This window comes from Streptomyces sp. G45, assembly GCF_049542095.1.
In the GTDB taxonomy this organism is placed as follows: domain Bacteria; phylum Actinomycetota; class Actinomycetes; order Streptomycetales; family Streptomycetaceae; genus Streptomyces.
On the sequence record NZ_JBMUZU010000001.1, the window covers coordinates 592516 to 606350 of the forward strand.

The following is a 13835-nucleotide window of genomic DNA, read 5'->3' on the forward strand; positions in this document are numbered from 1 at the left end:
GTTGGCGCACATGGACACGATGGTGAAGGTCGACGGCGGCGAGGTCTGGGCGGACGACTCGGGAGGCACCGGATCCCCGCTGGTGCTGCTGCACCCGGGCGTCGGGGACTCCCGCGTCTGGGACCCGGTGCTGCCCGCGCTCGCGGAGCACCACCGGGTGCTGCGCTACGACGCCCGCGGGTTCGGCCGCTCCCCCGCGCCGACGGCCACGTACTCCCAGCTGCGGGACCTGACCGCGGTCCTGGACCACTTCGGCGTCGAGCGGGCCGTGTGCGCGGCCTCCAGCATGGGGGGCGCCACCGCCCTGTCGCTGGCCCTGGCCGCGCCGGAGCGGGTCGCGGGCCTCGCCCTGTTCGGGCCCGGCGCCACCGGCGCGACGGGGCTCGCCTCGCCCGAGTTCAACGCCGAGGTCGAGCGCCTGGCCACGGCGGGCGACATCGAGGGCGTGGTCCGCCTGGCCCTGGGCGTGTGGGCCGCGTGCGACCCCTCGCCCGACGGCCCGGCCGCCGACCAGTTGCGCGGGGCGGTCCCGGCGTGGTTCGCCACGTACGGCCACGACGTGGCGGACGCGCCGACCTTCGACCGGCTCCACGAGGTGACCGCGCCCTGCGTGCTCGCCCTCGGCGAGCGCGACCAGACCAACGTCGTCACCGTCAACGAGGAGATGGCCGCGCGCATCCCCGGCTGCCGCCTGGTCCGCCTCGACGACTGCGACCACTTCCCCACGCTGCGCCGCCCCGCGAAGGTGACGGAGCTGATCCTCGAACTCGCCGCGCGGGCGGCCTGAGCGGGCCATCGAGGTCCTTGACGCCTGCCCGGGCGATGCGCTCCTACCCGGGCTACTCGCGCTACCCGGGCGATCCACAGCGCGCCGTCGCGGCCTTCCACGAGCTGCCGCGGCGGTGCGCGGACGCCCCGGGGGACGCTGCGCGCCGGGCTTCGCCACGACGATCCGCCGCCGAGCCGGTCGCCAACTCCGTACCCGCCCGGCGCCGGACGGCGGCGGCCCTGGCTGGTACTCCCCGGGCGGGACCATTCACCCGCGCACCGCCCCGCGCCGCCCAGCCGCCGCCCCCTCCGCACCCGCGTAACTCCCGGCGCGGAGTGCCCGCGTGACCCTCAGCGCCGGGTCAGCCCTCCTCTTCGCCCGCCACCAGGTCCAGCAGCCCCGGAAAGCGCCGCTCGACGTCCGCGCGGCGCAGCGTGGCCATGCGACTGTTGCCCCGGGAGACCTGCCGGATCAGTCCGGCCTCGCGCAGGGCGCGGAAGTGGTGCGTGACGGTCGCCTTGGACACCGGAAGCCGGAAGGAACTGCACGTGCGTGCCGTGCCGTCCGGCTCGGCCGCGAGTTCGCGCACCACCCGGCGCCGCAGCGGATCCGCGAGCGCGGCCAGCACGGGGCCGAGCGCCATCTCCTCGACGGCCGGGTGCCCCTCGTCGTCAGGCATCCCCCGACACCTCCCTCTCAGGTTCGACTTGAATCGTACCTAAGCGTTCACTAGCGTGCCATAGGTACGAGTTTCGTCTTACCTCAAGGAGGCATCCCCATGCCGCAGCCGTTCACCCTCGTAGGCACCGCACGGCCCAAGCCCGAGCGCGCGGCGGAGCTCAAGGAGCTGCTGCTGTCGTTCGTGGAGCCGACCCGGCGGGAGCCGGGCTGCCTGGAGTACCACTTCCACGAGGACCGGGACGAGCCCGGCGTGTTCGTCTTCTACGAGGCGTGGCGCTCCGCCGCCGACCTGGACGCCCACCTGGCCCTGCCCCACATGCGGGACTTCTGGGAGCGGCGCATGGACTACCTGGAGTCCGACCTCGACATCCGGTTCCTGACGATGCACAGCCCGTACGCCGTCGCCGACGCCCTTCACGGCGCCAGCTCGTAGCCGCCGCGCACGGGGAAGCGGTTCTCCAGGAAGCAGGAGGGCCGTGCGCACCGCGTCCCGCTCGGCGCCGGACGCGCCCCCGTCGCCCCCCCCGCGCTCCAGGCGGAACACGTCGTGGTCGCGCCAGGTCAGCAGCCGCGTCGGCGGGGGGCGCGGCCGGGCCCGGCCCGGGTCGACGCACGCGCTGTCCGGGGAAAGGTGTCCAGGAAGGAAAGGTGTCCAGGAATTCCTCCGAGGCGTTTCTTCCGGCCCCTTCCTGAATTCCGGTGCTGTTCCGGCGAAACCGGTGCCGTTCCGGCGGAAGGGGTCCCCCAATAAGAGCAAAGTCCCGCCCGAAGGCCGCGTGGCGGTTCGCTCAGCAGATGTTGGCATGGGGTGATGAAGTGATACGTCATGTCGCCGACCCGGCGGGGACATGACGCGGGCGAACCGTTTCTCCGCACCAGGGAGCGCAGTATGGGACATTCCTCCGCCACCACGTCACGCCGCTCCGGCGGACGGCTCACCTGGTCCACGGAACAGCCCGTCCTGCTGCGCTGCTACCGCCGTCTGCTGCCCATGCGGCTGCGCCGCGCCATCGTCTCCGTGACGAGCGTACGCACCCGGAACCGCCTCAACGACCTGCTGGAACGCTGGTCTTCGGGCCACCGCTGGGCAGGCCGCGCCCTGGCCCGCCGCAAGCTGCGCCGCACCGGCCTGCTGGCCGCGCCCGGCACCCGGCTCGTCACGGTGAACGGGGTGCCGCGCGTCGTCCTGGTGTCAGACGCCCTCTCGCCCCTGCGGGCCCGCGCCGAGAACCAGGAGATGGTGTGCCGGGCCCTGGAAGCCGCCGGAGTCGACTATTTCGCCGTACGCGGATACAGCCCCCACACCTCCGTCATCGGCGTCAGCTCGGCGGACCGCGACGCGGTGGTGGCGGCGCTCGCGGAACTCTGCGCGCGCGTGCCGGGATATGTCTCGCACCCCAATGCGGGAAAGGTGCGCGACGGCCGTCAACTGGGGTGCGATTCCCGGGTGTGGGCGCGCGTCGCGCAGGCGTCCGTGTTCCGGCTCAGCTGCTATCGCGCGAATTCCGACGCGACGCTCGTCCTGGGCATCAACCACGGCTGCGACATCGAGTTCTGGGAGCCCGACGGCGACCGCCTCATCGCGCCGCGCCCGAACCGCACGGCGCCCTCACTTCCCCTGGCGGGCCCGGCGGTCACGGTCGAGGGGCACCGCCTCACCCGGCTCGCCTCGCCGTTCTCGCCCCAGACGCTGCCACGGGTGCGCACCCGCCCGGAGCTGGCCGTCGCGCTCCCCGACGACATCCGCTTCCCCATCGACGTGGTGTACACCTGGGTGGACGGCACGGACCCGGCGTGGCAGCGGCGCCGCCGGGCGGTGCTCGACCAGCCGTACCACGACGAGTCCGCGAACGCCGCCCGCTACCTCAACCGCGACGAGCTGCGCTACTCGCTGCGGTCGGTGCACGCCTACGCGCCCTGGGTGCGCCACATCTACCTGGTGACCGACCAGCAGGTGCCCACCTGGCTCGACACCTCACAGCCGGGCCTGACCGTCGTGGACCACCGGGACATCTTCAGCGACCCGTCGCTGCTGCCCACCTTCAACTCGCACGCCATCGAGAGCCAGCTCCACCACATCCCGGGGCTCGCCGAGCACTTCCTGTACTTCAACGACGACGTCTTCCTCAGCGCGCCGCTGACCCCGAACCACTTCTTCCTGGCCAGCGGCCTCACCAAGTACTTCCTCTCCCGGGCGCTGCTGCCGTCCTGCGGCCCGCTGCACGAGCACCCCCCGGTGGCGGTGGCGGGGCTCAACAACCGGGCGCTGCTGGAGGCGCGCTTCGGCACGACCGTCACGCAGAAGGTCAAGCACGTGCCCCACCCGCTGCGGCGCAGCGTCCTCGCGGAGATCGAGCGCGAGTTCCCCGCCGAGCACCGCGCCACGGCCGCCAGCCGGATCCGGGGCACGGCGGACCTGTCCGTCGCGGCGTCGCTGCACCACTACTACGCGCTGCTAACCGGCCGGGCCGTGGAGGGGACGCTGCGCTACGACTACGCCGACATCAGCGACCCGAGGGCCCTGCGCAAGCTGCGGAACCGGCTGCACTTCCGGAAGTTCCAGGCGTTCTGCCTCAACGACACCGGCTCGCCCGACGGTGACCCCGCCGAGCAGACGGCCGTCCTGACCGCCTTCCTCAAGGAGTACTTCCCCGTCCCGAGCCCCTTCGAGAAGACGCCCGCACCGGCGCAGCCGCCCGCACCGGCCTCCGTGATCGCCCCGCCCCGCGCCACCGACTCCGCCCCGGCCCCCGCGCCCCAGCCCTGACGCGCACCCCACGAGACGTCCCCCTCCGGAAGAACGGGATCAGGCACCGTGCCCCTCGCCATCAAGCTCCCCGCCCACCCCGAGGCCCCCGCGGCCCCCGGCCCGTACCCCAGCGCCCTCAATGTGCTCAGCCGCAAGGAGACCGCCGTCCAGCGCCAGCTGCGCCGGGCGGGGCTCGCGGGCTACGAGCCGCTGACGCAGGCGACGCTGCTCGCACTCGCCCAGCAGGCCCCCGCCGGTAGCGCCTTCTACGACGTCGGCGCGCACATCGGCCTCTACAGCGCCCTGCTCAGCGCCGTCCACGGCAACCGGGGGCTCGACGTGTTCGCGTTCGAGCCCACCCCGGCCACGGCGGCGATCGGCCGGACCATCCGGGACGTGAACGGCCTCGGCTTCGAACTCGTCGAGGCGGCCGTGTCCAGCGCGCCCGGCACGGCCGAGCTGTTCCTCTCGGACAAGGCCGAGAGCTCCAACTCGCTGAATCCGGGCCACCGGCGCTCCAGCGCCTCGGTGCGGGTCCCGGTGGTCACGCTCGACGGGTTCACCGCGGAGCGGGGCGCGGCGCCGCACGTCATCAAGGTCGACGTCGAGACGTACGAGGCGGACGTGCTGCGCGGCGGACTCGCCACCATCAGGCGCCACCGCCCGTGGATCGTCTGCGAACTGCTGCCCAGCAGTGCGCCCGAGGCCCTGCGGGACGTCCTCGCCACCCTGGTGTCGTACGGGTACGGGCTGCACGTCATCGAGCCGCAGCTGCCCTGGCCCGGCCTTGACGCGGACACCTACCGCGCGCACGTCGGCCACCACTGCCGCGACTGGCTGCTCGCGCCGCGGCCGCTGTCCAAGGAGTTCCACCGGCTCGTGCGACAGTGGCTCATCGCCATCCTCGCCTGCGACGAGACGACCAATCTGACCGTGCCCGGCGGGACGCCCTTCCCCGACGGCTGGAACGCACCCCACGGCACCGCCGGGGCCGTGCCGTCCCCCGGCGGTTCAGGTGGTTCCGGCGGCGCCAGGCGGCGCGTGGCGTCGTGGCTCTTCGGGCAGCGCGAGGCGCGGCCCGCGGCCCGGACCGACTCCTGAACGCGGCGTCGGCTGCGCCCCCTTCACCCTTCAGCGCCCAACGCCCGCTTACGCCCCGGCCAGTTCCCCGCGTCCCTCGCACAGCTTGACGATCCGTTCGATCAGGTCCCGGTACGACCATCCGGCGCCCGCCGCCCCGCAGGCCAGGGCACTGGTGCCGCGCAGGCCGGGGCAGCCGTTGACCTCCAGGCAGTACGGCTCGCCCCGCCTGTCGCAGCGGAAGTCGCTGCGGGAGTAGCCCGTGGCCCCGAAGCCGACCGCCCGGTGCGCGCGGGCCGCCTGGTCGCGCAACTCCCGCTCCAGGACCGGCGGGATGTCCGCGGGGCACCTGTGGGCCGCGCCGCCCGTGCGGTACTTCGCCCGGTAGTCCAGGAACGGGCCGCCGAACTCGTACTCCACCGCGGGCAGGACCTGCTCCCCGAGCACGCCGACGGAGAACTCCCGGCCGGGGAGGAAGGGGCTGACCACCACGGCCTCACCCGTCGGCGTGCGGGCCAGGGCGTCCGCCAACTCGCCCTCCGCGCGGGCCAGGTGGAGCGTCTCGTGGGCGGTGCCCATCGCGGCCTTCACCACCACGGGCCCCTCGGCCAGCAGGCCGAGCGCCTCCTCGGGCACATGCCCGTTGAGGGCCCGGTGTGCCGTCCACGGCCCGACCCGCACCTCGGCGTCCGGCAGCAGCCGCAGCGTGCGGCGCTTGTCCCAGGCGAGGCTGCACTGGGCGCTGCCCGCACCGGTGAAGGCCACCCCCGCCATCTCCAGGAGCGCCTGCACGTGCCCGTCGCCGCCCCAACCGCCGTGCAGCGCGGGGAAGACCAGGTCCGCACCGCGCAGGGCGCCCAGCACCTCCCCCGACGTGAGGGCGGCGAACATCCGCCGTCTGCACGCCGCCCGGTCCACGTCCGGCAGCCGGGTCGTCGCCGTGAAGCGGGGCAGCGCCGCCGCGTCGCGGGTGGGCCCGGCCAGGGTGGGCTCCGTGGCCGCCGGATCGATCACGTGGACCTCGTGGCCGAGGTCCACCAGCGCGCGGGCCACCGTGAGCCCGGACTCCAACGAGACGTACCGCTCGACGCTCTCACCACCGCACAGCACGACGATCCTCATGGCTATGACATACCCGGGTCCCGGGCCCGCGACGAAGGTACGGAGGCCCCGCGGCCCGCCTCGGCCGATACTCGCCCCCGCGCGGCCCTCAGCACGCGCCCCTCGCGCCCCTCCGGCGGCCCGACGGCTGCCCGTCGACAGACGTTCGCCTGTGCGTCGCCCAACTCCCTTACCGCATAGGCGACCATCTATGCCGGGCGAAGGCGGCGCGGAGCGAGCCGAAGGCCCGACCGGGCGACGTGTGTCGCCCCGCCGCCCGTACGCCGTCCGAAAGGGGCCAGGGGTGCGCCATCGGCACAAGAAGCGAAGCGTCCGCCTGCCGATCGGGGTGGCCGCGGCCGCCGTGACGGCGACCGGCGGAGCGGTGACCTGGATGTGGGGGCTCCAGGACTCCGGCAGCGAGCCCGCGAGACCGGCCGCGGCGCCGACCATCGCGGGAGCCGCGTGCGCCAGCGGCGGGCAGGTGCCCGCCTCCGGGTCGACGGCCCAGCAGAACGCGATGACGTACTGGATCAAGCGGTACCAACGCGCGTGTCCGCGCGTGCAGATCGCCTACGCCCCCCTGGGATCTGGCGCCGGGGTGGCCCAGTTCCTGCGCGGCGCCACCTCGTTCGGCGGCTCCGACAGCCCCGTCGCTTCGTCCGAAACCACACCGGCCGACGGCGTGTGCAGCGGCGGACGGGCCGTCAACCTGCCGATGGTGGGCGGCACCATCGCGCTCGGCTACAACGTGGCCGGGGTGGACGACTTGGTGCTCGACGCCCCGACCCTGGCCAAGATCTTCGACGCGCGGATCAGGACGTGGAACCACCCGGCCATCCGCAGGCTCAACCCCGGCACCGAACTGCCCGCGCTGCCCATCACGGCCGTCCACCGGTCCGACGACTCCGGCACCACGCAGAACTTCCAGGCCTACCTCAAGGGCGCCTCCCGCGGCGCCTGGCCGCACTCCGCGGAGAAGGCCTGGCAGGGGCGCGGCGGCAGCTCCGCTAGCGGCTCCGACGGGGTCGCGGCGACGGTGGGGTCCACGGCCGGGGCGATCGGCTACTTCGAGCTGTCGTTCGCCAGCAAGCTCGGCGTCGACACCGTCCGCATCGACACCGGGGCCGACCGGCCCGTGGCGCCCACCACCAAGTCCGCTTCGGCGGGCATCGCCGCCGCCAAGGCCGTCGGCACGGGCAAGGACCTGACCCTGGAGTTCGACTACCGGACCTCCGCCGAGGGCACCTACCCGATCGTCCTGGTGACGTACGAGATCGTCTGCGACAGGGGCAACAAGCCGGAGACGCTGCCCGCCCTCAAGTCCTTCCTCTCGTACACCGCGAGCGAGGCCGGGCAGCGGCCGCTGTCCCGCATCCACTACGCGCCGCTGCCGGAGTCCGTGGCCGCCGAGGTGCGCCGGGTGGTCCGGACGCTGAGCTGAGCCCCGCCGCGAGCCGCCGCCTCACCCCTGGCCCCGCGGCTCGCGGCGCATGCACCAGGTGCGCGGGCCGCCGTCGGGCAGCTCCACCTCCGCGGTGACGGCGAAGCCGAGGCGCTCATAGAAGCGCACGTTCCGCTCGGTGGACGTCTCCAGGAACGCGGCGTGCCCGGCGCGGTCCGCGGCCTCGATGCCCGGCGCGAGCACCGCGGCGCCGAGGCCCCGGCCCTGCGCGTCCGGGTCCACGCCGATCGTCGCGAGGAACCACACCGGCTCGGTCGGGCGGTGCGGCGCGAGCGCCTGCTCGGCGGCGGCGAAGGCCGCCGCGCGATCCCCCGCCAGCTCGGCGGTCACCGCGCTCAGCTCGGCGAAGCCGGGGCCCGGGTCGCGCTCGGGGGTGGTCCACTCGGCGACGGCGCGCACGTCGTCGGTGACCCAGGCGCGGCCGTACGGCAGGCCCACGCGGGTCAGGAACAGCTCCTGAAAGCGCCGCAGCCGCTCGTCGTACCCCTCGGCGTCGACCACGTGCCGGATGAAGGGATAGTCGGCGAAGGCACGGCTGAGGGTGCGGACGGCGCCGGGCACGTCCTGGTCGACGAGGGGGCGGACGAGGGGGGCGGGTGCCATGGGCTCTCCTTGCGGTCCTCACGCGTCGGGTCGGGTCGGCACGGCTTGCCGCCACACGCCCGGGGAACGATCAAGCCGCCGCCCGCGTTCCCGGTCGCCCGCGCCCCCGTCACCCGCGTGCCCCTGCCCGTACTCGCCGATCCCTCGCGGCCCCACGGCCCGCACGCCCCTCGGACGCCCCTCGGACGCCCCTCAGGCCGAGGCGCGCTCCGGGGACCACAGGATGTCCCGGACCCCCTCCATGCCCCGCGGATCCACCGCGTACCAGACCCAGATGCCGCGCCTCTCGCGCCGGAGCAGGCCCGCCGCCGTCATCCGCTTCAGGTGGTGGCTGATGGTGGGCTGGCGCAGCCCGAGGCGGTCGGTGAGGCTGCCCACGCACGCCTCGCCGCCCGGTGCCGTGCGGATCAGGTGCAGCAGTTGCAGCCGCGTGGGGTCGGCGACCGCCTTCAGGACCCTCGTGACGTGCTCCACGTGGTCGCGGCCCATCAGCGGCTCGCTCAGGGCCGCGGCCGGGGACCCGGTGCCTCCACCGTTCTCCCCCTGTTCCGTCTCCGCTTCCCGCTCCGCCCCGGAGAGTGCCGTGTCCACCCCTGAGAACGCCATCGGCGCAGCATACGGACACTCACCGACCGAAAGAACGAGCGATCCGCGCGACGGGCGTGTGTTCACCGAAGGTTCACCGGGCGCCCCGCCGCCCCCCGCGCCGCCGCCCCCGCGTCCGGGCGGGACTGCCGGGGCTACTCGAAGGGCGTGGGGTCGCCCGCTCCCCTGCGCACGACCTCCGGGCCCCCGCCCGAGAAGTCGACGACCGTCGTCGGCTCGGTGCCGCAGTCACCGGAGTCGACCACGGCGTCCACCACGTGGTCGAGGCGCTCCTTGATCTCCCAGCCCTGCGTCAGGGGCTCGTCCTCGTCGGGCAGCAGCAGCGTGCTGGAGAGCATCGGCTCCCCCAGCTCGGCGAGCAGGGCCTGGGTGACGACGTGGTCGGGGATGCGGACGCCCACGGTCTTCTTGCGCGGGTGGAGGAGTTGCCTCGGCACCTCCTTCGTCGCGGGCAGGATGAAGGTGTAGCTGCCGGGGGTCGCGGCCTTGATCGCGCGGAACACGTCGTTGTCGACGTACACGAGCTGGCCGAGCTGGGCGAAGTCCCGGCAGACGAGGGTGAAGTGGTGGCGCTCGTCGAGCCGTCGGATGGACCGGATGCGGGCGATGCCGTCCCGGTTGCCGACCTGGCAGCCCAGGGCGAAGCAGGAGTCCGTGGGGTAGGCGATGAGGTCGCCGGAGCGGAGGCGGTCCACCACGTTGCCGATGACGCGGCGCTGGGGGTTGTCCGGGTGCACGTCGAAGTACTTGGCCATCCGGCGAGCCTAGAGCGTGCGGCGGCACCCGTGTGGGAGTGGCCCGCCCCGTCCGCCGCGTCGCGGGGCCGCCCTCGCGGCGGTGATGACGCTGTTCGGGCCGTGTTCGAGCCGACCGGCCCATGGCCCGGGGCGCGGCCGTGGGGCCACACTGGCTGGGCACACGGGTACGGGGGGATTGTGGTGGACGTCGATTTCCAGGTAGAGATCGGGCTCCGCGGCGAGGAGGGCTACCCGACGGTGTTCCGTACGGCCGGGGGCGAGGAGGCCGCCGGGGTGCTGCGGCTGCCGTCGGCGCGGGAGGTGGAGTCGCTGGCCGCGCGGGTGCCCGACGCGGTGCTCGCCTCCTCGGCCCGGGTGCGCCGCGCGGTGGTCGGCGAGGAGGCGCCGGTCCGGGACCTGGGGCGGATGCTGTTCGACGCGCTGCTCGGCGGCACCGGCACGGCGATGCTGCTCGCCGCCCGCAACCGCGCCGCCCAGCGGGGCGGCCAGGTGCGTCTGGTGCTGCGCGTGCGGCCGCCCGAACTGGCGCGGCTGCCCTGGGAGTTCATGTACGACACCGGGGAGGACGCCTATCTGGGCCTGGAGGTCCCGCTGGTGCGCCATCCGCAGGTGGCCCGCCCGGTGGCCGCGCTGCGCGTGGTGCCGCCGCTGCGGATCCTCGGCATGGTGGCCCGCCCCGACGACCTGGAACCGCTGGCGACACGCGCCGAACAGCGGCGCCTGCACGACGCGTTGGCCGACCTGATCGCCGAGGGCCGCGTGGAGCTGGGCTGGGTGACCGGCCAGACCTGGCGGGACCTGCGGGACGCGGTCCGCAGGGACGGGCGGCGGCCGGGCCAGGGCGGCTGGCACGTCCTGCACTTCGTCGGGCACGGGGGCTTCGACACCCGCGCCCGGGAGGGCACCCTGGCGCTCGCCGGGGAGCGGGGCGGCACGCACCTGCTGGGCGCGGGGGACCTGGCGATGCTCCTGACCGGCCATCCGTCGCTGCGGCTCGCGGTGCTCAACTCCTGCGAGAGCGGCCGCGCGGACGGCCTCAACCCGTTCTCCAGCGTGGCGGGCGCGCTGATGCGCAAGGGCCTGCCCGCCGTGCTCGCCATGCAGTACGAGGTGAGCGACGACGCCGCCCTGGAGTGCGCCCGCACCTTCTACGAGGCCCTGGCCCGGGAGCTGCCGATCGACGTGGCCGTCATGGAGGCCCGCCAGGCGATGGCGATCTCCCGGCCGCACACCCTGGAGTGGGGCACACCGGTGCTGTACCTGCGCTCGCTGGACGGGGACGGGCACCTCTTCGACCTGGCCCGCGCGGCCGAGGAGCCGCCGAAGCCCCCGCCGTGCGCGCCGGGATCGGAGGACGAGTCCCCGCCGCCCGCCCCCGAAGAGGCCCGCCCGCCCGAGGCCCGCCCGCCCGAGGCCCGCGCCGACCTGGACGAGCTGTACGCCGACGGCCTCGGCGCCCTCTACACCGACCGGTGGGACGCGGCCGTCGAGGCGTTCCGCACGGTCATCGCGCACGACCGGGACTTCCGCGACAGCGAGGCCAAGCTCGTCCAGGCGCGGCGCGGGCAGCGCCTCGCCGCGCTGTACGCGGCCGCCACCAAGGCCCTGGAGGCCCAGGACTGGGCGGAGGCCATCGAGCACCTCCAGGCGGTCGTGGCCACCGAGCCCGCCCACCGCGACGCGCGGGACCTGCTGGAGCGCGCCCGCCACGAGCACGTCCGCGCCCGGCTGCGCGACGAGATCACCACGCTGCACCGCACCCGGCAGTGGGAGGCCGTCCTGGCGGCGGCCGTCCGGCTGAACGAGCAGACCCGCGACGACGACCCGCCGCCCGACCCCGAGCTGGAGTCCCTGGTGAGCACCGCCCGGCAGGCCCTGGAGGCCGCGGAGCGCGAGCGGGCCCTGGCCCGGGACTACCGCGAGGCCCTCGACCACGTCGACGCCGGGCGCTGGCGGCAGGCGCTGGAGCGCCTCACCGCGGTGCGGGACGTCCGGCCCGACTACCGCGACGCGGAGCGGCTCCTGGCCCGGGTGCGGCGGGAGGCCGAGCGGGCCGCGCCGGTCCTCGCGGAGCCGGTCCGCGTCACCTCCTTCAACGCGCCCCACGCCCTGAACGCCGTCTCCTTCAGCCCCGACGGCTCGCTTCTCGCGCTCGCCTGCGACTTCAAGGTCGCGGTGATCACCACCCCCGCCGGGGACGAGCAGGTGCGCCTCTCCCACGGCGGGATGATCGCCTCCGTGTGGGACGCGGCCTTCTCTCCCGACGGCCTCCGGCTCGCCACGGCCAGCGGCGACAGGACGGCGCGGATCTGGGACAGCGCCACCGGGTCCCAGGTCCTGGAACTCGCCCACCCCAAGACCGTGCGGGGCGTGGACTTCAGCCCCGACGGCCGCCACCTCGCCACCTCGTGCGAGGACGCCGCCGCGCGCGTCTGGGACCTCGCCACCGGCGCCGAGATCCTCAAGGTCACCCACGGATCCCTGGTGATCGGCGTGGCGTTCAGCCCCGACGGGCGCCGCCTCGCCACCTCCAGCGGGGACAAGACCGCCCGCGTGTGGGACGCCGCCAACGGTGCCCGGCTGCTCGAACTCCCCCACAGCGGCATCGTGTTCAGCGTGGCGTTCAGCCCCGACGGCGGCCGCCTGGTCACGGCGCAGTGGAACGACGCCGCGCACGTGTGGGATGCCGACAGCGGCGCGGAGCTGTACGCCATCGCGCACAAGAGCATCACGGTCGACGCGGCGTTCAGCCCGGACGGCCGCTGGGTGGCCACCGCCAGCACGGACCGCTCCGTGCGCGTGTGCGACGCCGACACCGGTACCGAGCTGTTCGACCTGGAACAGTTCGGTGGTGCGCGGAGCGTGGCGTTCAGCCCGGACGGCCGCCGCCTCGCCACCGGGTGCAGCGACCGGACCGTACACCTCTGGCGCCTGGACGGAGACACCGCCGATGCCGACCTCTGAGCCCTCCCGCGCCCCGCACGCCGACGTCCTCCTCGACTCCCGCGTCGCTCCCGAGCAGGAGCGGGACCTCAGCGGCGCCCTCACCGCGCTCGGCCTCGCCGTGAGCGTCCGGGTGCTGCCCCCGCGCCGCGTGATCGAGCCGCTGAGCTGGCTCGTCCTGATCGCCCTGCCGCTGCACGCGTTCCTCAGGACGCTCGGCGACAAGGCCGGTGAGGACGGCTACCGTCGGCTCAGCGAGGCGCTACGGGGGTTTCGCCGTCCCGCTCCGGCGGCCGCGCCGCCGCCTCCCGTGGTCCTCCAGGACCCGGCGACCGGTCTGCGCGTCGTGCTGGACCACGACCTGCCCGACGAGGGCTACCGCCAGTTGCTGGCCGTGGACCTCACCCAGTACCGGCTGGGGCCCCTGCACTACGACCGGGCGCAGGGCCGCTGGCGCTCCGAGCTGGACGAGGCCGCGTCACGGTGACGGCGCACCGGGTCACGGACACGCGGCCCGACGCAGGCGCGGCGCCGCGCGTCCGGCCGAGCGCTAGGCGCAGGACGGGCACAGCCCCCGGTAGGTGACCTCCGCGTCCGACACCGTGAAGCCGAAGCGCTGCTCCGGGGGCAGGTCGGCCAGCGGGTCGCCCGTGGGGTGCACGTCGCGGATGGTGCCGCAGCGGGAGCAGACCAGGTGCTGGTGCGGGCGGTGGGCGTTCGGGTCGTAGCGCTTGGCGCGGCCGTCGGTGGAGACCTCCATGACCTCCCCGAGGGAGACCATCTCGCCCAGCGTGTTGTACACGGTCGCGCGGGAGATCTCGGGCAGCCGCCGCGCCGCGCGGGCGTGCACCTCGTCGGCCGTGAGGTGCACGTGGTCGCCGTCGAGGACCTCGGCGACGACACGCCGCTGGGACGTCACCCGCCAGCCCCGCCCTCGCAGTCGCTCCAGCAGGTCGCTCATAGTCGGTTCACCTATTCAGGCTCGGCAGTTCACGGACTTTACGGTAGCTGTACGGGTTCCGATGAAATATGGATCCGGTGAGCTTCTTGACCTGGACTCCGTCCATCGTAGGATCGGTT

General features: G+C 74.4%; 13 protein-coding genes. 7 read left to right on the top strand and 6 right to left on the bottom strand.

Features of this window, described 5'->3' with window-relative positions; translation table 11 throughout:
* Window positions 1–10 precede the first annotated feature (10 nt).
* Window positions 11–787 carry an alpha/beta fold hydrolase gene (locus ACOBQU_RS02545; RefSeq protein WP_423624196.1) on the top strand — a complete coding sequence of 259 codons (777 nt, stop codon included), beginning with the start codon at window positions 11–13 and terminating at the stop codon, window positions 785–787.
* A gap of 343 nt (window positions 788–1130) precedes the next feature.
* On the opposite strand, the gene ACOBQU_RS02550 is transcribed toward ACOBQU_RS02545, so the two are convergent.
* Window positions 1131–1448, bottom strand: a complete 318-nt coding sequence (locus tag ACOBQU_RS02550) for an ArsR/SmtB family transcription factor (RefSeq protein ID WP_423624198.1) — start codon at window positions 1446–1448, stop codon at window positions 1131–1133.
* Between the two features lie 99 nt (window positions 1449–1547).
* Here ACOBQU_RS02550 and ACOBQU_RS02555 point away from each other — a divergent pair, with 99 nt between their 5' ends.
* From ACOBQU_RS02555 to ACOBQU_RS02565, 3 genes are all read left to right on the top strand, one after another.
* Entirely contained in the window at window positions 1548–1883 is a 336-nt protein-coding gene (locus ACOBQU_RS02555) for a putative quinol monooxygenase (protein WP_423624200.1), read from the top strand.
* Window positions 1884–2339: 456 nt separating this feature from the next.
* Window positions 2340–4217: a stealth family protein gene (locus ACOBQU_RS02560; RefSeq protein WP_423624202.1), complete on the top strand. Its 1878-nt coding sequence runs from the start codon at window positions 2340–2342 to the stop codon at window positions 4215–4217.
* A 48-nt stretch (window positions 4218–4265) separates the two neighbouring features.
* Window positions 4266–5300, top strand: coding sequence for an FkbM family methyltransferase (locus ACOBQU_RS02565; protein WP_423624203.1), 1035 nt, complete (start codon window positions 4266–4268; stop codon window positions 5298–5300).
* Between the two features lie 48 nt (window positions 5301–5348).
* Here ACOBQU_RS02565 and ACOBQU_RS02570 read toward each other — a convergent pair whose 3' ends face one another.
* The gene (locus tag ACOBQU_RS02570) at window positions 5349–6401 is read right to left on the bottom strand and encodes a D-alanine--D-alanine ligase family protein (protein WP_423624205.1); all 1053 of its coding nucleotides are present in this window, start codon (window positions 6399–6401) and stop codon (window positions 5349–5351) included.
* Between the two features lie 283 nt (window positions 6402–6684).
* On the opposite strand from ACOBQU_RS02570, the gene pstS reads away from it, so the two are divergent.
* On the top strand, window positions 6685–7824 hold the full coding sequence (gene pstS / locus ACOBQU_RS02575; RefSeq protein WP_423624207.1) for a phosphate ABC transporter substrate-binding protein PstS: 1140 nt from the start codon (window positions 6685–6687) through the stop codon (window positions 7822–7824).
* A gap of 21 nt (window positions 7825–7845) precedes the next feature.
* Here the strand turns inward: pstS and ACOBQU_RS02580 are convergent, their stop codons facing one another.
* From ACOBQU_RS02580 to ACOBQU_RS02590, 3 genes are all read right to left on the bottom strand, one after another.
* The gene (locus tag ACOBQU_RS02580) at window positions 7846–8448 is read right to left on the bottom strand and encodes a GNAT family N-acetyltransferase (protein ID WP_423624209.1); all 603 of its coding nucleotides are present in this window, start codon (window positions 8446–8448) and stop codon (window positions 7846–7848) included.
* Between the two features lie 192 nt (window positions 8449–8640).
* Window positions 8641–9054 carry an ArsR/SmtB family transcription factor gene (locus ACOBQU_RS02585; RefSeq protein WP_423624211.1) on the bottom strand — a complete coding sequence of 138 codons (414 nt, stop codon included), beginning with the start codon at window positions 9052–9054 and terminating at the stop codon, window positions 8641–8643.
* Window positions 9055–9188: 134 nt separating this feature from the next.
* Window positions 9189–9809, bottom strand: a complete 621-nt coding sequence (locus ACOBQU_RS02590) for an L-threonylcarbamoyladenylate synthase (protein WP_423624213.1) — start codon at window positions 9807–9809, stop codon at window positions 9189–9191.
* A 180-nt stretch (window positions 9810–9989) separates the two neighbouring features.
* On the opposite strand from ACOBQU_RS02590, the gene ACOBQU_RS02595 reads away from it, so the two are divergent.
* Both ACOBQU_RS02595 and ACOBQU_RS02600 read left to right on the top strand, forming a co-directional pair.
* Entirely contained in the window at window positions 9990–12776 is a 2787-nt protein-coding gene (locus ACOBQU_RS02595; RefSeq protein WP_423624215.1) for a CHAT domain-containing protein, read from the top strand.
* The gene (locus ACOBQU_RS02600) at window positions 12763–13242 is read left to right on the top strand and encodes a hypothetical protein (RefSeq protein ID WP_423624217.1); all 480 of its coding nucleotides are present in this window, start codon (window positions 12763–12765) and stop codon (window positions 13240–13242) included. Before ACOBQU_RS02595 ends, ACOBQU_RS02600 begins: the two co-directional genes overlap by 14 nt.
* Window positions 13243–13305: 63 nt before the next feature.
* Here ACOBQU_RS02600 and ACOBQU_RS02605 read toward each other — a convergent pair whose 3' ends face one another.
* The gene (locus ACOBQU_RS02605) at window positions 13306–13716 is read right to left on the bottom strand and encodes a Fur family transcriptional regulator (protein ID WP_423624219.1); all 411 of its coding nucleotides are present in this window, start codon (window positions 13714–13716) and stop codon (window positions 13306–13308) included.
* Window positions 13717–13835: the final 119 nt, after the last annotated feature.